Source organism: Nostoc foliaceum FACHB-393, from assembly GCF_014698505.1.
In the GTDB taxonomy this organism is placed as follows: Bacteria; Cyanobacteriota; Cyanobacteriia; order Cyanobacteriales; family Nostocaceae; genus Nostoc; species Nostoc foliaceum_A.
This window is the reverse complement of the sequence record NZ_JACJTD010000007.1, coordinates 75510-96772: the sequence shown is the minus strand read 5'-3', so window position 1 is coordinate 96772 and position 21263 is coordinate 75510. Positions and strand designations below refer to the sequence as shown.

Below are 21263 nucleotides of genomic sequence, written 5' to 3'. Positions count from 1 at the left end.
CAACTCAACGACCAATTTTGTGCTCAAACAAAAAACCGACTGGCTGTACCGCTCTAACAATCTGGAACTAATTTTTTAGCAGGAGGAAGCAAAACTGAAAATTATTTAATAACTTGCCTTATAATTGCAGCAATTAGAATTATGATTTTTAATCATCTATCTAAAAATCCTAATCATTAGCTTATATTGCCTTAGGCAGGTGATAGTCTATTTACAGCACTTTTGCTTATCTTTGGTAGATGCGATAACTGTATTATTTAATATCTGTATGGGTTTATGCAAAACCCATGTTGTTTATCAGTATACCTTTTGAGTAAAAATAATCAAGGTATTTGTCCCACTTCTTAAACTGGCTAGAAAGTTTTATGGTTCCTCACGAAAGTGATGCAAAAGAAGAGCGTGCGTCGTTAAAAGTATGGCGTAGTTGGCAAGAAAATCTGATTTTAATTGCGATCGCATTGTGTTTGGCGTTCCTGATCCGGACTTTTATTGCCGAACCCCGCTATATACCTTCTGATTCGATGTTACCCACCTTACATACAGGCGATCGCTTGGTGGTGGAAAAAATATCCTACCATTTTCACCCTCCCATAACTGGGGATATTATTGTTTTTCAGCCACCCGCAGAACTACAACGTCGGGGATATCCTAAAGACCAAGCCTTCATCAAGCGGGTTATTGGCCAGCCTGGTGAGGTAATTAGTGTTGCTTCTGGCAAAGTCTACCTTAACGGTCAACCCTTGGCAGAAGACTACATCGCTGAACCACCAAATCAGCCATATCAACCAGTGAAAGTCCCAGAAGACGAATTTTTTGTCATGGGAGATAACCGCAACGATAGTAATGACTCTCGTTATTGGGGCTTTTTACCCAGAAAAAATGTCATCGGTCGGGCAACGTTTCGCTTTTGGCCTCTCGACCGCATTGGGTTCATTTAAAAAGTTAGGAATCATTCAATTTTAGATTTTAGGCTTTTCCTTTAATCCAAAATTCAAAATCTAAAATTTGCTGAGTTAGGAGTTATTTTAAAACTTCTAACTTAAAACCTTAAATAATACATCAGTTGGGCGATCGCATCACCAGTTAACTCCAACCGCCGTTGGAAATCAGCCAGGTTACGGTAAGGCCCGGCTGATTGCCGATTTTGCACCACTGCTTGCGCCAAAGACAAATCTATAAATGGAATTTGTGCTAACTTTTCAACTGTTGCTGTGTTTGGGTTAACTATATGCGTAGGACTTTCTAGAGATTCGTGGTCATAATAAATAAAATTCAGCAGAGGCTTTAATGGCTCCAGACGCGGCGCTGGTATAGCCAAAGCCGCAGCAATATCTTCAATACAGTAAAATTTAACACCAGAATGCGAAAGTTCTACAAGCGATCGCGCTTGGTGAATTGACAAACCTGGTAGGCGTAACCAATCATCTACAGTGGCTTGATTAGCATCAATGCGGATACCTAATTTTGCTGCTATCTGAATTTCTTCTCCAGATTGTAGGCGATAGTAAGGATCGTTGAGGAGTTTGGCGCGGAGTTTTTGCAGTCTGGGGTTCAAGGGTAGCCAGTTATTCATGGTTGTCGGTTGTCACTTACCTCAAGAAATCTGGTCTAGCAATTGGCGGCGCTTTTGCTCAAACTCATACTCTGAAATCAGTCCATCCTGGCGCAGAGCATCTAATTCACGCAAAGCGTCAGCCATCGCTCCTACCTGATTACTCACCCTTTGTGAGTTTCTTGTCGTTGACTTCCCTAGATTAAAATTACGATCAAAAGCTTCTTCGTCTTGGGCTAAATACCAAACTCCCTCAATGGCACTAGCTACCTTGGGGATAGGTGTCCAGGAAAGCAACACATACAAAACACCCCACAACGGCTGTCCCAGATAGAATTTATGTAATCCTGAAATTGTCAGCGTGCCAGAAAAAGCTAAAACAGCAGCAACACTTCGACTTTTGCGCTTAGTCAACATATTTCTAATAAATATACCAATACCACAGTTTCTACAATCAGACAGTCAACTATCCTGCCTTGCCCTTCTGACTTTTAGATGGGAAATCCCACACACAATTTAGTATTTAAAGAAATTTGAGTAAGTTTCACATGACTGTGCATTGAGCTTTGATGCTAATTTTAAGTTTTTAACAGCTTTATTACTACTATGTCACAGACCTTCCTACCGCCAAAATGGCTTGAACAGCTTTGTGATCCTTACGCTGTGCTAGGAATTTCTGTGATTGCTGATGATCGTCAGATTTTTAAACGCTATCACACTTTAGCAAAGCTGCTACATCCTGATCGCTATAGCAAAAGCTGCAATCCAGACCAAGAATTAGCAACGGCAATATTTTGCCGTTTAATCAATCCAGCTTATGAGCAACTCAAACATCGACACAAGCGCTTGATTGCGATCGCTATGCTGCGATCAGACGCAAGAGTTTTAGAGCAAAAAGCTTTGTCTTCTCAAAGTGCTATAGCTCAGGAAATTATGGAAATGTCTACACCCCAAGCAGAATTGTTTTACGAAGAAGCGATCGCCTGCTATGCAGAAGCTCAGTACAAATCACTAGCTCAGTTTTATCAGGTAACGCAACAAATTAGTATACTGAATTTAGTTTACTTACGGTTGCATAAACCAGACCTGTTCCTACTGCAAAAAGCTGTTCGCATCATCCCTGAGGTAGAAGTTAAGCCAGTTAAATTGACATTATCTGAACAAACTGATATCAAACCAGTTTTGACAAACTATGCTCAACGTCACTACCAGCGAGCTATTGAGTACGTCAGGCTAGCTAAATGGGCCCTCGCCGTGCAAGAACTGCGCGATGCCATCAAGTTAGAGCCAAATAACAGCGACTATTATGCCTTATTAGGTTCGGTACATTTCCAACAGAAATTTCTAGGGATGGCTAGGGTTTACATCTGTCAAGCATTAAAACTGAACCCGCAAAATTCATTAGCTTTGAAATACGCTCGCAAACTGAAAATTCAACCGGGTGAAAATACCAATCCTAAATCAATGGCTAAAGCTATGAGTATTGCGGCTTTATTAAGTCGGTTTACACAAAGGAAAGGTTCTCAAGTCAAGTGTTGAAATTTCGGTAACAAACCGTACTAAAACCGAAGCTTCGTCACTAGATTACTCACCTAGACTAAAATAATAAATAGAAGTAAAACTATTAAGCTGCTGAGTCTGGACACTCAGTTTAATATAAGCAATATGGGATTCTTCGATTCTGAGATAGTTCAGCAAGAAGCAAAACAGCTGTTTGAGGATTATCAAGCGCTAATCAAGCTTGGTAACAACTACGGCAAATTTGACCGCGATGGCAAAAAGCTGTTTATTGAGCAAATGGAAGCCATGATGGATCGTTATCGCATCTTTATGAAGCGCTTCGAGCTATCAGAAGATTTCATGGCACAAATGACAGTAGAACAACTGAAAACACAATTAGGTCAGTTCGGTGTCACCCCACAACAAATGTTTGACCAAATGCACCTGACTTTAGAACGGATGAAAGCCGAGCTAGAAAAACAGGCCTAACAAAAGTTAGGAGTTGGGAGTTAGGAGTTCTCAATAAACTCATAACTCATAACTTATCACTCCTAACTTTAATTAGACTTGGGGCGAGAAAACTGGGAAGGTGGCTTGAAGTTTTCTACTGGTACATTCTTAAGTGCCTTCTCCATAAAATCTTTCCAGATGGGAGCAACCATACCGCCACCCGTCGCACGACTAGCTAATTGTCTGTTGTCATCCCTCCCCACCCAGACAGCAGTTGTTAGTTGTGGCACAGTACCAACATACCAAATATCCTTTTCTGAGGAAGTTGTACCCGTTTTCCCTGCACTTGGACGAGCTATGGCAGCACCTTTACCTGTACCATTAGTAACTACCGTTCGCATCACATCAATAATAGCTGCTGATGCCCAAGGGTCTAGAACTAGCTGGGGTTTAGGGGTGTTATCTAGTAACACATTACCACTACTATCCGTGACACGGGCAATTACAGTTGGTGAAGATTGCCAGCCATAATTAGCAAAGGTAGCATAGGCACTAGCCATTTCTAGGGGAGTGACACCAATTGCACCCAGAGGTAGAGAGGTAACAGGCTCCATCGGACTCATGATGCCCAAGGTACGGCAAGTTTCGATCACTCTATTCATCCCCACAGCCTTACCAATCTTGATCACGGGAATATTGCGCGATTGGGCTAAAGCTGTGCGGATTGGCATAGGGCCACTAAAACCCCCATCATAATTTCTGGGAAAATACCGACCATTACCATCTTGATAGCTGACTGGAGAATCTACTACCGTTGAGTCCGGCGCATACTTACCAGTAGCGAAAGCAGCATAGTAGACAAACGGTTTAAAGGAAGATCCAGGCTGCCGTTGAGATTGAGTTGCACGATTGAATTCACTGGTCTTAGGATCTACACCGCCCACCAATGCTTTAATAAAATGCGTGCGCGGATCAATTGCCACCAAGGCGATTTGATTTTTAGATAATCCCTGCCCTAACAGTGATTTATGCCACTTACCGACAGTTTCCTCCGCCATTATTTGGAAGTTGGCGTCAACTGTAGTTTGTACCCGCATCCCGCCTTTGAGTAGTGTCTCACGCCCAAATTTCTTAGCCAACTCCTGCGCGACAGTATTGGTTACATAAGGTAAGGCACTACCTTGAAACGATTTGATTCTACCAAGCTTGATTTCTTGCTTGAGGGCATCATCGTACTCTGACTGGCTAATCCAGTTCAATTCCAGCATCCGTCCCAGCACTTCTTTTTGCTTTTGTTTTGCCAGCTTCATACTCGCAAACGGGCTGAATTCTTCTGGTGCTTGAATTAAACCCGCCATCATCGCCGACTCACCCAAGCTTAAATATTCTGCTGATTTATTAAAGTAACTCCGGGCCGCTGTTTGTACACCATAATTGTTATGACCCCAATAAACTTGATTGAGGTACATTTCTAAAATTTGGTCTTTAGTGAGAATTTGCTCTAACCGAATTGCTAGCACCCCCTCTGCTAACTTGCGGGTAAAGGCACGCTTGCGAGACAAAAATAGGTTTTTTACCAATTGCATGGTAACAGTAGAGCCACCCTCTTTGACTCCACCTGCTACAGCGTTAACTACTACAGCACGACCAACACCAGTGGGGTTGATACCGTGGTGATCGTAGAAGTGACTATCTTCACTGGCTAATACTGCCCGTTTTAAATTCGGGGAAATTCTATCCAAAGGCACAACTTCCCGGTTGGCTTCCCCGTGGATACTGGTTAAAAGCTTACCTTTAACGTCATAGATGTAAGTTGTTTCTGAGGGAAAGAAGTTACGTAGCTGTCTTACATCTGGCAAATTACGGAAACTAATGGCTAAACCAACCAGTCCTCCGGCTACAATGGAACTTGCCAACATGGTGATTGAGAGGAGAGTACCGCCAGTTACCTGACCGACTCCTTTCAAAAACTCAAAACCTGATGAAGCCCGACGTTGTGGCTGTTTATCTTCAAAAGTCCTAGAAGACGACACGGCGATTTCACTTCCTCACTTATAAATTTAACTGTAATTGATTGGACGAAGCAAGGCGGTTAATTTTTTGCAATTATAGTAGTTTGGCGGATGAGAAAGCGGATAAATTGCAAGTGTTTATAACCAACTTAACTTCTAGTGTGCAAAACATAGCTAACAGTGGATTTTCTAGTATGACGCAAGATTTTGCTTGGCTGCGTCGTGGTGTGGTAGAAGTCTTCCCACAACCAGTTGATGTTAACAGTGATAGTCTAGAAAAGCGCTTGGTAACCACAAACCAACCTTTAAGGGTCAAATTGGGGATTGATCCTACAGGTACTGATATTCATCTTGGTCATAGCATACCAGTACGGAAACTGCGAGCGTTTCAAGATGCAGGCCATATAGCAGTTCTGATTATTGGCGATTTTACAGCACGCATTGGCGATCCAACAGGTAAATCTGAAGTGCGTCGTCAGCTTACAGAAGCAGATGTGGCTCAAAATGCTCAGACTTATCTTGACCAAGTACGCCCTATTTTGGATTTTGACACACCAGGAAGATTAGAGGTGCGTTATAACTCCGAATGGCTCTCTGGGCTAAACTTAGAGAAAATTTTGGAGTTACTCTCCACGATGACGGTGGGGCAGATGTTGGCGAAAGAAGGATTTGCCGATCGCTATAGAAAAGAGAATCCAATTTTTATCCATGAGTTCCTGTACCCGTTAATGCAAGGTTTTGATTCCGTTGCCGTTGAGGCAGATGTGGAATTGGGAGGGACTGATCAAAAATTTAACATTGCTGTGGGCAGAGATTTGCAGCGCCATTTTGGTCAAAAGCCCCAATTTGGGATGCTGCTACCAATTTTGATTGGCACGGATGGGGTGCAAAAAATGTCCAAGTCTTTAGGTAATTATATTGGGTTATCAGAACATCCGGGGCAAAAATATCAGAAGTTACAAGGAGTTGCCGATCATCTGCTGGAGCAGTATTTTGAACTGTTGACAGATTTACCTTTGGATAGTCTGCCAGAAAATCCCCGCGATCGCCAGACACTTTTAGCATGGGAAATTGTCAAACAGTACCACGGTGAACAAGCAGCGCAAGAGGCTAAAGAAGCTGCCCAAAGCGGTGGAAAGGAAGGTGCAGTTCCAGAATTTTCCCTAGCTGAGGTATCGCAGTTTCCTACTAAGTTAGCGTATATTCTCAATGTCACTGGTTTATGCAAAAGTACAGGGGAAGGAAAGCGGAAAATTCAAGAAGGTGGCGTGCGCTTAGATGGCGATCGCATTACTGATGTTGATACTACTTTTGCTGATCCTGCTGAGTTACAAGGTAAGGTTTTACAAGTTGGGAAAAATAAGTTTGTGCGTTTAGTTCCTTAAATGGGATATGGGGAGTGGGGAATGGGGAATGGTGAACAGGCAGAACAACGAGTTATTGTGGCTTTGGATGTGCCGGATGAGCAAAGTGCGATCGCTCTTATAGATCAACTTCCGCAAGTTAGTTTCTGGAAAGTTGGTTTAGAGTTGTTTACTAGCACTGGCCCGAAAATTCTAGAAGAACTAAAGTCCCGGCAAAAGCGCATTTTCTTAGATTTAAAGTTTGATGATATCCCCAATACCGTTGCTGGTGCTTGCCGGAGTGCAGCTAGATACGGAGTGGATTTACTTACAATTCATGCTACTGCTGGTAGAGATGCCCTGAAAGCCGCAACTGAGGCGGCGCAGGAAGGGGCTGCAAAAGCAGGTGTACAACCACCAAAGTTAATTGCTATTACCCTGCTAACAAGCATTTCTGCTAGGCAGTTGGCATTTGATTTAAAAATACCTCTGGAATTGCCAGAATATGCTCTAGAAATGGCCCTGCTAGCTCAAGAATGTGGTCTGGATGGGGTAGTTTGTTCGCCTCAAGAGGTGGCACAGTTGCGACAAACTTGTGAAAATGACTTTTTGCTTGTTTGTCCAGGGGTTAGACCAACTTGGGCAGATAAAGGTGATCAAAAGCGATCGCTCACCCCAGCACAAGCCATTAAAGCAGGCGCAGATTACCTAGTAATTGGGCGTCCCATCACCGCTGCTATTGAGCCTGAGTTAGCCTGGAAAAGGATTTCTGAGGAGTTAACCACGGTGGCATGAAGCTAAGAGTCAGTGAAAATCTGGGGGATAGTGTGCAGGGTGTAGGGGAGAACAATCTTGCCTCTTCGCTCAAGAAGAAAAATTATAGTTGGCTTTTAGCTTGTGGCTTCTGGGTTTTAGTATCAAATAGCCTTGCTTACCCAGCGTTCTCGACAAACTTTACCCCTCAACCCTCTGCTCTAGCAGAAAGGGAAAATGTGAAGACTGGGGCGAGGTCTTTGTGTTCTGAGCAAAATTTAGAAACATTAACTATACAGCTACTTCAAGATTTATCTAGTTACACCAATCGCGCTAGTCAACGCGCCCGCCGCCTCAGCAGAAGCAGTGATGTTTACAGTTATATGCTAGTGGCAGGAAGACCTGAATTTACTCCTCTGCCCCTTAATCTTGAAGAATATAGTACAGATGCGCCTAAAAGCTCTGCATCAGGAGTTGAGCAAGTTTTCTTTACTACCTTAGAGCGCCAGTACATAGGAAAGAAAGTTGTAGAATTGCAGCAATTCCACTGGCTATTGTTGACTAAAACTAAAAGTGGTTGGCAACTAGTGATGATGTTTTCTCAAACTGGTTCCCATTCAGCACAGCAGCCACTATCTCCGCCACGCGATAGTAGTAACGGTACTGTTGCCCAAGGAGTTAAAACTTGGTTACGCGATTGTCAAGCTGGAAGTGTACGACGGTTGCGTGCTGTAAATCTAGGAGACAAAATTGAACCGTTAATATCAAAGTAGAACAGCTATGAATCGAACAAAAATGTCTCGCCTTTAAGATATTTGCTACAGAAGCTTTCACTAACGTAGGGTAATAAGTAATCGTGTTCATTTGGCTGCGGCGCTAAAAAAGCAAATCGGTATCTCGATACAACGCAGTAAGCCACATGAGTTGTATGTTGTTGCCAGATGCGATCGCTGGGTTCCGCGATCAGATAATCGATACGGAGAAGAAATAAAGCTTGCTCATCATATTCTCCAGATGTAGCAAAATTTTGATTATTCCGAGTTTCAACGCGAAACGTCACATTTTCGCTATGACCTAAAAATACCAATTCAGCAGCATTGACATTGTACTGAGCTAGCACAGTTAGAGCGAGGCAATTCCAATCGATTTTTCTCCCCATCAATTTCCGAATTAGATACTTATTTCAAACGAAATAAATGTACATCATCCAACTAGCTTGTATCAGTGGAATTGCGCCTATATCTATGGGAGGATTTTGAGGAAAAATAGCTGATAAACAGCGAAAAAAAGCAGACATTATTTAAAAATCAAGGCAGGCTTGAATTTAAGCGTTGTGACTCCCGTTTTTTGGCGATAACATGGAAATAAGTTTATTTCATGCTTCTCAAACCGCGTTTGGCGTCAGTTTTTTATGGAGATTCAATTAATCAACATCGGCTTTGGTAACATCGTGTCTGCCAACCGAGTAGTTGCCATTGTCAGTCCAGAGTCTGCCCCGATTAAGCGGATTATTACCGATGCACGGGACAGGGGTCAATTGATTGATGCAACCTACGGTCGTCGGACTAGGGCTGTAATTATCACCGATTCCAGCCACGTAATTCTGTCCGCTATTCAGCCGGAAACGGTAGCAAATCGCTTTGTAATTTCCCGCGATCATCAAACTGTAGATAATTGATTAGGAGTGGATTAATAATCTCATTTCTATTTGCACCATATCGGCAGTACCATGTGAATTAGACAAGTTTTCTGTCACCCTTGCTACAAATTCTTTAGTCACTAGTGGACTTGGCCAGGAACACAAGACTAATGAATAATATCTATTGATTGATTCACAGGTTGAAGGGATGATGCCAGTTTTACCCATCCAGAGTATTGCTACTACCGAAGAATGCTTACATTTAGGCAGGTTGATTGTTTTAACTGGCCCCAGTGGGGTCGGTAAAGGCACTTTAATGCGATCGCTCCTAGAGCGTCATCCAGAACTTTATTATTCCGTATCCGTGACTACGCGCTCTCCTCGTCCAGGGGAAATCGATGGCAAAAATTATTACTTTATCAGCCGCAGTAAGTTTGAACAATTAGTTGCTGAAGGTGAATTTTTGGAATGGGCAGAATTTGCTGGTAACTATTATGGCACTCCCCGTGAAGCTGTGCTTAACCAAATTCATTTTGGCAAGTTGGTGGTGCTAGAAATTGAGTTAGAAGGAGCAAGACAAATTCGTACTTCCTTTCCCAGTGCCTTCAGCATTTTTATTTTACCGCCTTCTTTTGATGAATTAGAGAAACGGATACGCTCTCGCGCCCAAGACTCTGAAGAAGCGATCGCCCGTCGTTTACTCCGGGCCCAAGAAGAAATTCAAGCCGCAGATGAATTTGATATTCAAATCGTTAATGACGATTTTGAAACTGCTTTAAACGACATTGAAACGGTTTTGTTTAAATAAGCTAAGAGTTAAGAATTAAAAGTTAGAAGTTATAAATTTTAACTCCTAACTCTTAACTCCTGTACAGACGCGATTAATCGATTAATCGCGTCTAACTCCTCATTTCAAAATTAACCAAATAAACCTTGAATTAATCCCAAATTGCTAGTCAAAAAGTAAGCAACTACTGCACCACCAATACCACCAATTAAGAAAGAACTGGCAAAATTGTTCCAGCTTTCTTTAGAGTTAAAAGCATCTACCGGAGGGTTGGGTACGGTAACGCTAGGAAGTGCTTTTGGTGGATTGCTATTAGAATACAGAGATAGACAAGCGGTCAGCAAAACAACCAAGCCGATGGCTGCTAGTAAACCAGCTAAGTTCGCATTATCTGTATCTCGCAGTGGGCCCAATTTGGCAAAGGGGCCAAATAGCAAGTAACCATGAGCCATGCCAACTTCTAAACCGCGTCTGGCAGGAGACAGACCTGGGCGATAGGCAGGTAAGTTATTAATGAACCACTTGACCAAGGGAGAAGCATTTACTGGGGTTTCTAGGTTGCCCAGTTGCGGATCGCGGAATGCGGGAAAAACAACTTCACGATTTCTGGGATCGCTGGGGAGATTTTTTGATGCATCTACTGCTTGCGCCATATTCTTATGTTCGCCTCTAAATTAAAATGGTGGCATTTTTATATTAATAATAATTGTAGCTAAAGATGGTTTTTGGCTAGGAAGTTTAGAAAAATTAATTTAGCTAGTTTTAAAGCTGTGAAACTCGCGATCTGTAAACAGTATCACGAGTTTCAAAAAACTATTTTTGCTGCCTATTTTGCTGATAATTCTGCCTAAATTAAGCTGAATACATCAACTACATAATATTAAGCAAAAAACAAGACATTTAACTGTCCTAAATCTCATTCTCCACTTATGGTAGTGGGTGGAAAAGTAGATCGGGGAAAAAGCGGTTGAACTCAATCAAGATACCTGCTGTGATTGTCAGCCATAGGGTTGTTGCCACTGGTGCTGTGGAAATAAACTTGATCAAATAGGATGATTGGTCGCTTTTGTCTGCCATTAATTTAGTCTCCAAAACAAATGAATTAGTTAAGCTGATTTAACGTGGAGAAATGGGGATTTCTGTATCCTTGGCTGTTAATTTTCCAGAGAGTAATTCTTGGACTGCTGCTAGTGGCCAAGTAAACCCTGTAGCCATGATGGGTAGTGCCAAACCAAGATCGATTTGGATTTCTTTTTGTTCAGTGTTAGCGTCTTTTTTGATCGCTTGCAGATAGGCACGACCTACCCAGCCAATCCAACCAGCAATATATAGAAACAGAATGCTAGGGATCAAGAAGTCACCAGCACGATCTAGACGACCATCAACAATCAAGTGGGGATAGCCCTCAGGGCCGCACAGCGCCTGAGAATAACGCTCAAACCGCTTTTTCCCTGATTGGGGATCAGCGGTGGTATTACGGGCATTAGCTGCTAGCTCTTGAAAAGCGGGATTGTCCTTGCACGGTGTCAAATTAGCCCCTAAAGCTTGTGCTGGGGGGGCAAAATTGAACCAAAGACTAATCGCTAACATCAAAGCAAACAATCGTCGCATAGAGTTGTTTCCTTTTATTACAAAACAAGAAGTTCTTTGTACAAAACGAAGCGGCTTGTACAGTTGTTTATTTGCATAACTAGGAAGTCATCATACTCTTGGGTGGGAACCGAGTAAAGTTTAAGTAAATAAAAGTTAAAGCTTCTCAACCAAATCTTTATCGGGTGCTAAGTGGTGAATAACGAGTCCTAAGTATAAGAATTGTTGTTGTAGGGTAGTAAAGAAGCAATATTTTGTCTCTACTACTCAAAACTCAGCACTCAGCACCCTCAATGGCAACCGTTTTAGCAATAGAAACCAGTTGTGATGAAACTGCCGTCGCAATTGTTAACAATCGTAAAGTTTGCAGCAGTATTGTAGCTTCGCAAATTCCAGTCCATCAGCAGTATGGCGGGGTAGTACCAGAAGTAGCGTCTCGCCAGCACTTGGAAACAATCAATGAAGCGATCGCTCAAGCCCTAGAGCAAGCTCAACTAGACTGGGAGAATATTGACGCGATTGCCGCCACTTGTGCCCCTGGACTCGTAGGAGCGCTGTTGGTGGGGTTGACTGCTGCCAAAACCCTGGCGATGGTACATAACAAACCATTTTTGGGAGTTCATCACCTTGAAGGTCACATTTACGCAACTTATTTGAGCGAACCAAGTTTAAATCCCCCTTTCTTGAGTTTATTAGTTTCTGGCGGACATACAAGCTTGATTTATGTCAAGGGTTGTGGTATTTACGAAACTCTGGGGCAAACTCGTGATGATGCTGCGGGTGAAGCCTTTGATAAAGTGGCGCGATTGTTAAAGTTGGGTTATCCGGGTGGTCCAGTGATTGACAAGTTGGCACAAGAAGGTAATGCCCAAGCCTTTGCCCTACCAGAAGGAAAAGTTTCTCTACCTGGTGGGGGGTTCCATCGTTATGATACGAGCTTTAGTGGGTTAAAAACGGCTGTATTACGTTTAGTGCAGCAGTTAGAGAAAGATGGTGGACAAGCGCCAGTGGCAGATTTAGCAGCTAGCTTTCAGGAAACCGTAGCGCGATCGCTAACCAAAAGAGCGATCGCCTGTGCCCTAGACTATGGTCTAGACACAATTGCTGTTGGTGGCGGTGTAGCAGCTAATAGCGGCTTGAGAAAAAACCTCCAAGCCGCCGCCGTTGAACATAACATACGCGTCCTATTCCCACCTCTAAAATTCTGTACCGATAACGCCGCCATGATCGGCTGTGCCGCCGCTGACCATCTATCCTGTGGTCATACATCCCCTCTCACACTGGGCGTTGAGTCTAGGTTAGCTCTTACCCAGGTGATGAAGTTGTATCAGCCTGAGCCGTAAGGGGCAAAGAGAGAAGACCAATGACCAATGACCAATGATTAATGACTAATGACTATCGACCGGATGTGATTAGCCACTGCATCCGGCTGTTCCAACATAGCTAGGTGTCCACAATCAGGAATTTCCAAAACATTGTCACCACAATATTGGAACAGTCTGTGAAAGCTAGCTAAATGGCGCACATACTTGGGTTCCATAACCTTATCTTCGGCACCAGCCAAAAAATAAACAGGCTGCTTCAGTTGGGATACTAGCTCAGGTAAACGATTGATTTCTTCCTCAGTAGTGGAGTCTAAAAGACTTCCCAGAGCAGCTTCTGGGTCAGCTACAACGAAATCAATCAGTCGCTGACGTGCCCAATAGCGGTCTAAAGGACGTGCCACACTGGCTCTGGTAAACAGCAAATCAATCAAAGGCACTTGGGACAGCCAACGTGGGCGGACTTGCAAAAATTTTTGACCTGCCGAGCGAAACTGCTCAAAAGCTTCTTTGAGGTAAATACCACCGCCAGCGTTAATACAGATAACTCCCTTAACACACTCAGGTATTTGATCTGCTCCCCAAAGAGCGATTGTGCCTCCCAAAGAGTGACCAATTAGCCAAGCACTAGTAATATTCAGCTGTTTCAGGAGAATTGCTAAATCCTGAGCATAGGCAACAGGAGTATAAAGAGAATCGATGGGTGAGCCAAGCGCACTACTGGAGATGGGCGTAAGACTCAGAGACGTTTGTGCTCGACTAAAATCGGTTTTTATCTGGGATTGGGATTCACCAAAACCCCGCAAATCATAGGACAGGCACTGCAAATCATCTGATAGGCGGGAAATCACAGGTTGCCAATATCCACGGCTATTGAGCCAACCGTGGATAAATACTAAAGCATGGGGGCAGGAGGTGGGAGCCGTTAGCTCGTATGCGTGTGGAACGCCCAAGATTTCGATAGTTGCCATACTTATATCGTACCCCTAAGGGTGGGTGCGACTAAATACGGAGTGCGAAGAGTTAGAAGTTATGAGTAAGGAGTTATTAATTTTTAATTACGAATTACGTTAGCGACGCAGGAGCGTCATTACGAATTATTTAACTCATCACTCCTCACTTTTATCATTTACCCAGCAACCTCTGTCGCACCCCTTCGGCAATTTTGTGACCCAGATATTCAGGAATGAGACTTTCATTCGGCCCCAACAAGTAGAGAATTAGCCGTGTACGTCCACGCCAAACCAGTAAATTGGCATTGACTACCAGAAGGTCTTCTTGCCAGATGGCGTACATCACTTTGTAGAATAATCCTGGTTGATTATCGGCTTCAATTACTAGGGCAGGGAGATGAAAGACCGGATCAACATAGAACTCAGTTTGTACCTGCTCTAAGCCAGTGTCAAGATTGAACTCTACTGCCAGCATCTCTTCTACCTCAAACCGACCTCCTAAAGCCTCACGAATGGCGCGACAGACATTTTCTGCGGTTTTCTCGGTTAAGGCTTTACTACCACGAGACACCAACAGTTTGATAAAAACTAACATCGGCGGACGGATCTGACCGTATAAACTCAGACCGTGAATAGTCAACCCATAAGCTGCTAGTACACCAAAAATATCGCTGAGGAGAAAAGACTGGTTACGGTAAGCAAAATGCAGGGCACTTTTGCTACCTTCCGGTTTCAGTTCAATAACAGCACGTCTAGTTTTATAAAGACGGTAGGCTAGCCGCAAATTTTGCAGTTGAATTTCACTGCTGACGAATTGCTCATAAAACTGGGGAAACGCTCGGTTAAAGCGCTTTAGGAGTTCCAGTGTCGAAGTTTTTAAACCAGAAGCCATTGTTAAGGGTAAGACTCGCTTGCTTTCGTCACCTGGGGACTGGATGTTGGGGGCTGGTGTCGGGGATTGGGGACTAGGGAAGAATTTTCCCAAATAATCCCTTGTATACAATTCACTCCTAAGCTAACGTGCATTTAAGCTCTATACGAGCAATTGCCACGATTAGGTTTTTCCATTTTGAATTTTGAATGCGTGAATTTTGAATTGTTTATATTCTTCCCTTTTGGTGAATTTCTCCTAGCCTTTACAACAAAATGCTAAAGTTGAAAATGATTGGTGTGAAACACGCTCTAATTGGCTGTTACCATTGCAAATCCCAAAAACAACCGAAAAACTTTGAGTGTAAGGGGTAGTAAATGGGGGTAGCTATGTTAAACGTGAATCAACACTCCTGAGAGTGGAAACCAATTCAGTTATACTACCCGAACCACGTCGGCATGGGTTTTTGGAAAACTTGGTTTAGCACTCCTGAATCTGTAGGGACAACTAGGACAAACTCCTTTGAAGAGCATACAGCGGAAACTGCGGGCAACTCCAGCCTCGGTAGCATTGGCGAAGCTTCTCCAAAAGAAGCTCGCATCGTCTTCAGTACGGAGCGAGACATTGACCTGTATGAGCTAGAAGAACTCTGTGATGCAGTTGGTTGGTCGCGTCGTCCTCTAAGAAAAGTGAAAAAAGCTATTGAGCATAGTTTTCTTGTCGCCTCAATGTGGCAGGTGAGAGGAAACCAAAAGCGGCTCATTGGTTTTGCCCGCGCTACCTCAGATCACGCGTTTAATGCCACTATTTGGGATGTGGTGGTTCACCCAGACTTTCAAAGTCAAGGATTGGGCAAGGCACTGATGAAATACGTTCTCAAAAAACTTAGGAGTGAAGAAATTAGTAATGTCACTCTCTTCGCCGACCCCCATGTTGTAGATTTCTACCGAACTATGGGGTTTATGGCTGATCCAGAAGGCATTAAAGGCATGTTCTGGTATCCTCACTAGCGATCAATCAAAATAAAACCCGATTTGCACCATAAAATCAGGTAATATAGTCAAAATCTATTATTTTGATGTGGTTTTGCTTTTTTTCTGCCGACGAAAGCGCAAGTCAAGTAATATATCTTGTAAAACTAAGTCGGCAAAAAACCTTTATCGTAACAATGTAATCTATACCTGTCTTTGGCAAAGGATAAAATAAATTAGGCATTAGCCGTCTGATGTGATATACTTACCTTAATACTTTTTGTAAAGCGCGATCGCTTTGATGGTAAATTAAAACCAAACTACAAAAAGTAGATAAGTATAAACGGGATGTAGCGCAGCTTGGTAGCGCGCCTGCTTTGGGAGCAGGATGCCGCAGGTTCAAATCCTGTCATCCCGATTTAATTAATATAGTTAACAGCTAAGGCAGATTGACTAAGTTTCTTAAGATGTGCAATTAAATTGCACATTCTTACCGATAAGAACAAATTGTCTGTTACATTATCTGATTTGCTGTTGAAGTTTAACAGGCAAATTTCGCCTTTAAGCAGTAAGTTATTCCTGAAACGGAGCTTTGTATAGATTTGAGAAGATATTAAAGCAAGCGCAGATGGAACGATTGATTAAGTAATAGCGTCACCCGATATTAGAGAAAGCGGATAAAATGGTGTTTATCATCTCCAAGGTTGAGAGACATAGAGAGTTTTCACTGTTTGAGAAGACATATAATAGGCATCTACAGCATTTTGTGGTGAATAGCGCAGCGAAATCGAGAAAAACACAACTTTAGCACAGTCGATTTGTCAAAACTATAACTATAGCAACCCTAAATAGTTGCGGAATATTGAATTTTGACCGTTGACAGTTAACATTCAACCTCAACGCGCACAATGAATTTTTCACAACTGAAATAGATTGCTATATAACTAAAGCTAGTTGGTGCTGTGCAAATCCAACCATTTGTTTAATTTAATTGGACTATTGATGCGAGGAGCAGTCATGAAATCATTTATTCGCTTGGGCGCAACATTGGGTATAGCTGGCAGCGTATTTTTAACGGGGCTTTCAGGAATAGGAAATCTACCAGGAATAGGCAATCTAGAAGCGATCGCGTTGCCACAAGATCAGGTAGTGAAAAAGCTCCAAGAAGTACCTGTATTCACGCTCACCAATCCCAAAGGCGAATTTGTAGTTCTTTCGAGGAACAACGAATCTAAGCCAATCTCTCAAGTGGGATTTTTTATTAGCAAGCAAGATGCTCAAAAATTCCTTGACAATCGGCTCAAGAAAGAAAACCCCCAGTTGGCAAGCACTCTACAGGTAAGACCTTTGTCCTTGGCAGACTACTATAAAATAGTCCAAGAAAGCAAAAAGAAATCAGACTCTGTAATTTATACTTTAGTACCAACCCAACAGCAGGTAGCTTCGGCAACAAGTATGCTGAATGAAAATGGTAAAAAAGGGCAGCAATTTAATGGTATTCCCTTATTTGTACCCAAATTTAAGAAAGATAATAGCTATCTGACCATTCCTGTTGCCAAAGGCAACGAGCGGTACATCCCTTTCTTTTTTGAGAAAGAGCAGGCAGTGGCTCTGTTAGACGAATTCAAAAAAGCCGTGCCAAAGGAAGCAGCCAACACTGAAATTCAGGTGGTGGATTTGTACGGTGTTATGGAGGCTCTCAATAGCAGTAGCGATCCTAGTATAAATAAAATTGTTCTGTATCCATCACGGGAGTCCATCAATTTTATTCGCTCGCTTGCACCGAATCAATCTCCAGCTGCCAAGCCTGCTGCTGCGCCCGCTGCTCCGAAAAAATAACGGTTATGCACTCCAAGGTTAAGGCATGGGGGAGAAACATCTGATAGTTTCTGGTTTACAACTATGGCAGTGGCGCAATGCAGCTCACCAAGCAGCGATCGCCACTGACGTCCCGCCTGCCGAGGTAGATTGGCTGCTCCTAGAAGTTTCTGGGTTAGACCGCTTGGCACTGCGTTTGGAGTCTTTCAAAAACTGGCCTCAAATTCAGCTGCAATTGCCACTAGAAGAGTTAGACAAGCTCTGGCAGAGACGATTAAATGACCGCTTCCCAGTGCAGTATATTGCGGGAGTTACACCTTGGCGCAACTTTCAAATCGCGGTGTCAAGTGCGGTTTTGATTCCCAGACCAGAGACAGAAAGCTTAATTGATTTAGCTTTAGCATCTGCTAGTAATGCTTCAGGACACTGGGCTGATTTAGGCACTGGGAGTGGAGCGATCGCTTTGGGACTAGCAGATGTTTTGCCAAAAGCAACAATTCATGCAGTTGATTACAGTTTAGAAGCTCTGGCGATCGCACGAACCAACGCCCATAATTTGGGTTTTGCTGACCGGATTAAGTTTTATCAAGGTTCCTGGTGGGAGCCACTGACATTCTTAAAAGGTCACTTCAGTGGTATGGTGTCAAACCCCCCTTACATACCCACCAGTACCTTACCTACCCTGCAACCAGAAGTAGTTAACCATGAACCACATCTAGCTTTGGATGGTGGCACTGATGGCTTAGATTGCATTCGCCATTTGATAGAAATTTCTCCCAGCTATTTGCAACCTGGTGGCGTGTGGTTAATTGAGATGATGGCAGGACAGGCGGATGCAGTGCAAGAACTTTTGCAAAATCAAGGTAGCTATTGTAAAATTCAAATTCACGCTGATTTAGCTGGAATTGAACGCTTTGCCCTTGCTTATAAAAGTTAGGAATTATGAGTTGTAAGTTATGAGTTATTAGAAAGAAGATACAAAAAATTACTTACTCTTCACTCCTAACTCTTAACTCTATAAAAATGACACAAGTTTCTTTAACAAATCTAATAGCTGGCGCACGCGCTGGTGTTTTGGTCAGCTTTCCTACGGATACTGTTCCGGCACTTGCAGCTATACCAGAAAAAGCAGCATTAATTTTTGCGGCGAAGCAACGCAGTCAAGACAAACCCTTGATTTTGATGGCTGCTAGTGCTGAAGATTTGTGGCTGTATGTTAAAGGTAGTGAGAACGAGTATAAAGTTTGGCAAGAACTAGCAGATAAATATTGGCCAGGAGGGCTGACATTAGTTTTACCAGCTTCAGATCGTGTGCCAAAATTTATGAACCCCATCGACCCGACAACAATTGGCATTCGAGTACCAAACAGTGCGATCGCCCAAACTATTTTGGCGCAAACAGGCCCTCTTGCTACTACTAGCGCCAATTTTTCTGGTCAACCGCCTTTGCAAACGATGGCAGAAATTGAGGTTCAGTTTCCCAAGGTTCTAACTCTAGCAACGACAGAATACCAGGGTGAAATGTCGGGAATGGGTGTACCTTCCACTGTTGCTAAATGGACAGGAACAAATTGGCAGATTTTGCGGCAAGGTGCGATAAAGTTAGATATTTCGAGTGATAACCAAATATAGGTAGTTATAATGTTGTTTTCCTGATTTTAACAACAGAGAAATCTGGAATTTTAGTTTGCGCTGTTGTGGTCAATTAACAAGTTAATAATTGCCAGATTATGAATTGGAGCAACTGGATATATCTAGGAGCAGGAATAGCACTAGGTATGGTTTTCCGTCAGTTATTTGCGCGATGGCTACGCCCGCCGCAGGCATCGTCAAATGTTTCATCTAGCTCATCTCCAGTAGCGCCATTAGATCAAGAAGATATGCCACCAATATCGCAACAGCTACAGCAAACGCAGCTGGCATACCAAATGGCAAGGGAAATGAGCCAGTTTAAAGCTGGTTTTTTGGCGCGGACTACCCATGAATTGCGATCGCCCCTAAATGGTTTGATTGGCTTACATCAGTTAATTTTGTCGGATCTATGTGAAGATCCAGCTGAAGAACGAGAATTTATTGCCCAAGCTCATGAGCGAACACTGAAACTGCTCAAGCTGATGGATGAACTTCTTACCGTTGCTAGAACGGAACATGGTACCAATAAATTAGATATTCAGCCCAGACCGTTAGCCCAAGTTTTAGAAGAGGTTCATAATTTAACTTATATGCTGGCGGCAAATCGCAATTTTCCTTTGCAATTGTTACCCGCCGATCCAGAAATTTATGTTTTGGCAGATTACCTCTGGCTCCGCCAAATATTGATAAGTTTAATAGACACTGCCATTACTCAAATGGAGGAAGGCAGTATCTGTATTTCCAGCAGCATCCAACCTACAAATAATTTTGTCAATATTTGGTTGGATGTACCAACCCATGCCATACCCTGGAGCGAGCCGATTAATTTGATGAAATCTGAAGATCAGCCGACCCAGGTTGATCAAGGAAACGCTGCTCTTTCCCCAGGAATGAGGTTATTGATCAATCAGACTTTAGTGGAAGTTATGGGAGGAAAGTTAGAAATTATGCCCTCGACCATTACGAAGGAAACGCCTCAGCAGGTTACCAGACTACAAATCTCTATCCCCCTAGTGATTCCTGAAGCTGAACTTCTGTAGCAGAAACGAAAGCAGGGTTAACTAGGTTGTGTAGCACCATCGTAGTGGTGGTGTTGGGTTGAAAACCAATCTTTTCGTAGAAACCCTGCTGGTGAGTAGTCATCAGGTAAACGCGCTCAACCCACCGCATGCGGGGATGACTCAAAACGGTTTCTACTAACTTGCTTCCCAGCCCACTACTTTGATATTCTGGATGAATCACAACATCCCAAATTGTGGCGCGATATATGCCATCAGATGTTGCTCTAGCAAAGCCAATAAGTCGATCGTGATCGTAGACGGAAATCACTGGTTCACTGTTGGCAATGGCTATACCTAAATCCTCAATACTGCGTCCCTTTGCCCAGAAAGCTGAAACATTTAACAGCTCTTGGAGTTTGTAAAGGTCAATTTCAGACTTGCGTTCGCCTTTGGCGCAACGGATATGTTCGCTAAATTGAATCTGAGATTCGTTCATGTATGGCATCCACTTTTGGCAATATCTTTGTATCGTTAAGTCATATTTTGCTAGAAATTGCTGTACGTGTACATATATATGCAACGAGAAAGAAAGTTTAATGGCAAACCCACTTCCATAGAGGATGAGTTGGCCCCTGCTGACGTATCCGATAAACTTGTTTTTCTAAACGTTGTTTTTCCTGTTGTGGTAGTCCGAGTATAATATTCCGACTTTGCCAAACTAAAACAGCAGCAGTCATCCCAATACAAAATGCTAAACCAAAGGTAGACAGTGGATTATAGAAGAGTCCATATCGCACCGCTACCCAGGTAAAATATTGTTGCCACAGAGAAATTTCAGCACGTAGACCCCACAAGCTAACAGGTGCAATGGTAAGCCATAAACAGCTTACAAATAGCCACCTGCCATATATTGTCAGCTTGTGTAATCTTTGTACTTGTTGAGCAAAGGATGGGTCAGTTATTGACGAGTGTTCGGATTGATCCATAGGCTATGGGAAGGTAGGGGATGAGGAAGATGTAGCTTTAGCTTCCCGCAGGGTGGGGAATGAGGGGGACAAGGAGAATAATC

25 protein-coding genes and 1 tRNA gene are annotated in these 21263 nt (G+C 43.0%); 15 read left to right on the top strand and 11 right to left on the bottom strand.

Annotated features, from left to right (window positions below; all coding sequences use genetic code 11):
* Positions 1–365 precede the first annotated feature (365 nt).
* On the top strand, positions 366–938 hold the full coding sequence (gene lepB / locus H6G92_RS08710) for a signal peptidase I (protein ID WP_190892856.1): 573 nt from the start codon (positions 366–368) through the stop codon (positions 936–938).
* Between the two features lie 101 nt (positions 939–1039).
* Here the strand turns inward: lepB and H6G92_RS08705 are convergent, their stop codons facing one another.
* Positions 1040–1573 carry a ComEA family DNA-binding protein gene (locus H6G92_RS08705; RefSeq protein ID WP_190892854.1) on the bottom strand — a complete coding sequence of 178 codons (534 nt, stop codon included), beginning with the start codon at positions 1571–1573 and terminating at the stop codon, positions 1040–1042.
* Positions 1574–1594: 21 nt separating this feature from the next.
* On the bottom strand, positions 1595–1969 hold the full coding sequence (locus H6G92_RS08700; protein WP_190892852.1) for an NINE protein: 375 nt from the start codon (positions 1967–1969) through the stop codon (positions 1595–1597).
* 189 nt (positions 1970–2158) lie between these two features.
* Here H6G92_RS08700 and H6G92_RS08695 point away from each other — a divergent pair, with 189 nt between their 5' ends.
* On the top strand, positions 2159–3091 hold the full coding sequence (locus tag H6G92_RS08695) for a J domain-containing protein (RefSeq protein ID WP_190892851.1): 933 nt from the start codon (positions 2159–2161) through the stop codon (positions 3089–3091).
* A 126-nt stretch (positions 3092–3217) separates the two neighbouring features.
* Complete coding sequence (locus H6G92_RS08690; RefSeq protein ID WP_012410226.1) at positions 3218–3541, top strand: DUF1825 family protein; 324 nt, start codon at positions 3218–3220, stop codon at positions 3539–3541.
* A 68-nt stretch (positions 3542–3609) separates the two neighbouring features.
* Here H6G92_RS08690 and H6G92_RS08685 read toward each other — a convergent pair whose 3' ends face one another.
* The gene (locus H6G92_RS08685) at positions 3610–5535 is read right to left on the bottom strand and encodes a transglycosylase domain-containing protein (RefSeq protein WP_190892850.1); all 1926 of its coding nucleotides are present in this window, start codon (positions 5533–5535) and stop codon (positions 3610–3612) included.
* A gap of 173 nt (positions 5536–5708) precedes the next feature.
* Between H6G92_RS08685 and tyrS the strand changes: the two genes are divergently transcribed.
* The 3 genes from tyrS to H6G92_RS08670 are packed head-to-tail and all read left to right on the top strand — an operon-like array spanning position 5709 to position 8383.
* Positions 5709–6899 (top strand): tyrosine--tRNA ligase, encoded by a 1191-nt coding sequence (tyrS, locus tag H6G92_RS08680; RefSeq protein ID WP_190892849.1) that lies wholly within the window; start codon positions 5709–5711, stop codon positions 6897–6899.
* Positions 6900–6920: 21 nt separating this feature from the next.
* On the top strand, positions 6921–7652 hold the full coding sequence (gene pyrF, locus H6G92_RS08675; protein WP_190892848.1) for an orotidine-5'-phosphate decarboxylase: 732 nt from the start codon (positions 6921–6923) through the stop codon (positions 7650–7652).
* Entirely contained in the window at positions 7649–8383 is a 735-nt protein-coding gene (locus tag H6G92_RS08670) for a hypothetical protein (RefSeq protein ID WP_199344742.1), read from the top strand. Before pyrF ends, H6G92_RS08670 begins: the two co-directional genes overlap by 4 nt.
* Positions 8384–8388: 5 nt before the next feature.
* On the opposite strand, the gene H6G92_RS08665 is transcribed toward H6G92_RS08670, so the two are convergent.
* The gene (locus tag H6G92_RS08665) at positions 8389–8769 is read right to left on the bottom strand and encodes a hypothetical protein (protein ID WP_190892847.1); all 381 of its coding nucleotides are present in this window, start codon (positions 8767–8769) and stop codon (positions 8389–8391) included.
* A gap of 252 nt (positions 8770–9021) precedes the next feature.
* On the opposite strand from H6G92_RS08665, the gene remA reads away from it, so the two are divergent.
* Positions 9022–9288 carry an extracellular matrix/biofilm regulator RemA gene (remA, locus tag H6G92_RS08660; RefSeq protein ID WP_012410221.1) on the top strand — a complete coding sequence of 89 codons (267 nt, stop codon included), beginning with the start codon at positions 9022–9024 and terminating at the stop codon, positions 9286–9288.
* 169 nt (positions 9289–9457) lie between these two features.
* The gene (gene gmk, locus H6G92_RS08655; RefSeq protein ID WP_190893036.1) at positions 9458–10057 is read left to right on the top strand and encodes a guanylate kinase; all 600 of its coding nucleotides are present in this window, start codon (positions 9458–9460) and stop codon (positions 10055–10057) included.
* Between the two features lie 110 nt (positions 10058–10167).
* Here the strand turns inward: gmk and H6G92_RS08650 are convergent, their stop codons facing one another.
* The 3 genes from H6G92_RS08650 to H6G92_RS08640 all read right to left on the bottom strand — a co-directional run bounded on the left by H6G92_RS08650 (position 10168) and on the right by H6G92_RS08640 (position 11647).
* On the bottom strand, positions 10168–10689 hold the full coding sequence (locus H6G92_RS08650) for a photosystem I reaction center protein subunit XI (RefSeq protein WP_190892846.1): 522 nt from the start codon (positions 10687–10689) through the stop codon (positions 10168–10170).
* A 274-nt stretch (positions 10690–10963) separates the two neighbouring features.
* Entirely contained in the window at positions 10964–11113 is a 150-nt protein-coding gene (gene psaJ, locus H6G92_RS08645) for a photosystem I reaction center subunit IX (protein ID WP_190892844.1), read from the bottom strand.
* A 39-nt stretch (positions 11114–11152) separates the two neighbouring features.
* Positions 11153–11647: a Photosystem I reaction center subunit III gene (locus H6G92_RS08640; RefSeq protein WP_190892841.1), complete on the bottom strand. Its 495-nt coding sequence runs from the start codon at positions 11645–11647 to the stop codon at positions 11153–11155.
* 272 nt (positions 11648–11919) lie between these two features.
* Between H6G92_RS08640 and tsaD the strand changes: the two genes are divergently transcribed.
* On the top strand, positions 11920–12969 hold the full coding sequence (tsaD, locus tag H6G92_RS08635) for a tRNA (adenosine(37)-N6)-threonylcarbamoyltransferase complex transferase subunit TsaD (protein WP_190892839.1): 1050 nt from the start codon (positions 11920–11922) through the stop codon (positions 12967–12969).
* Between the two features lie 38 nt (positions 12970–13007).
* Here tsaD and H6G92_RS08630 read toward each other — a convergent pair whose 3' ends face one another.
* Together H6G92_RS08630 and H6G92_RS08625 are read right to left on the bottom strand one after the other, a co-directional pair.
* Complete coding sequence (locus tag H6G92_RS08630) at positions 13008–13919, bottom strand: alpha/beta fold hydrolase (RefSeq protein WP_190892837.1); 912 nt, start codon at positions 13917–13919, stop codon at positions 13008–13010.
* 154 nt (positions 13920–14073) lie between these two features.
* Entirely contained in the window at positions 14074–14793 is a 720-nt protein-coding gene (locus tag H6G92_RS08625) for a hypothetical protein (protein WP_190893033.1), read from the bottom strand.
* A 437-nt stretch (positions 14794–15230) separates the two neighbouring features.
* On the opposite strand from H6G92_RS08625, the gene H6G92_RS08620 reads away from it, so the two are divergent.
* The 6 genes from H6G92_RS08620 to H6G92_RS08595 all read left to right on the top strand — a co-directional run bounded on the left by H6G92_RS08620 (position 15231) and on the right by H6G92_RS08595 (position 20233).
* On the top strand, positions 15231–15782 hold the full coding sequence (locus H6G92_RS08620; protein WP_190892834.1) for a GNAT family N-acetyltransferase: 552 nt from the start codon (positions 15231–15233) through the stop codon (positions 15780–15782).
* A 305-nt stretch (positions 15783–16087) separates the two neighbouring features.
* Positions 16088–16161, top strand: a tRNA-Pro gene (locus H6G92_RS08615).
* 599 nt (positions 16162–16760) lie between these two features.
* Positions 16761–17582 (top strand): Tic22 family protein, encoded by an 822-nt coding sequence (locus H6G92_RS08610; RefSeq protein WP_190892832.1) that lies wholly within the window; start codon positions 16761–16763, stop codon positions 17580–17582.
* Positions 17583–17607: 25 nt separating this feature from the next.
* A complete protein-coding gene (gene prmC / locus H6G92_RS08605; RefSeq protein ID WP_190892829.1) occupies positions 17608–18498 on the top strand; it encodes a peptide chain release factor N(5)-glutamine methyltransferase in 891 nt (296 codons plus the stop codon).
* Between the two features lie 86 nt (positions 18499–18584).
* Positions 18585–19193, top strand: a complete 609-nt coding sequence (locus H6G92_RS08600; RefSeq protein WP_190892826.1) for an L-threonylcarbamoyladenylate synthase — start codon at positions 18585–18587, stop codon at positions 19191–19193.
* Between the two features lie 98 nt (positions 19194–19291).
* On the top strand, positions 19292–20233 hold the full coding sequence (locus tag H6G92_RS08595) for a sensor histidine kinase (protein WP_190892823.1): 942 nt from the start codon (positions 19292–19294) through the stop codon (positions 20231–20233).
* Here H6G92_RS08595 and H6G92_RS08590 read toward each other — a convergent pair.
* Positions 20196–20690: a GNAT family N-acetyltransferase gene (locus H6G92_RS08590; protein WP_190892821.1), complete on the bottom strand. Its 495-nt coding sequence runs from the start codon at positions 20688–20690 to the stop codon at positions 20196–20198. The genes H6G92_RS08595 and H6G92_RS08590 overlap by 38 nt on opposite strands.
* A 97-nt stretch (positions 20691–20787) precedes the next feature.
* Positions 20788–21180 (bottom strand): hypothetical protein, encoded by a 393-nt coding sequence (locus tag H6G92_RS08585; protein WP_190892818.1) that lies wholly within the window; start codon positions 21178–21180, stop codon positions 20788–20790.
* Positions 21181–21263: the final 83 nt, after the last annotated feature.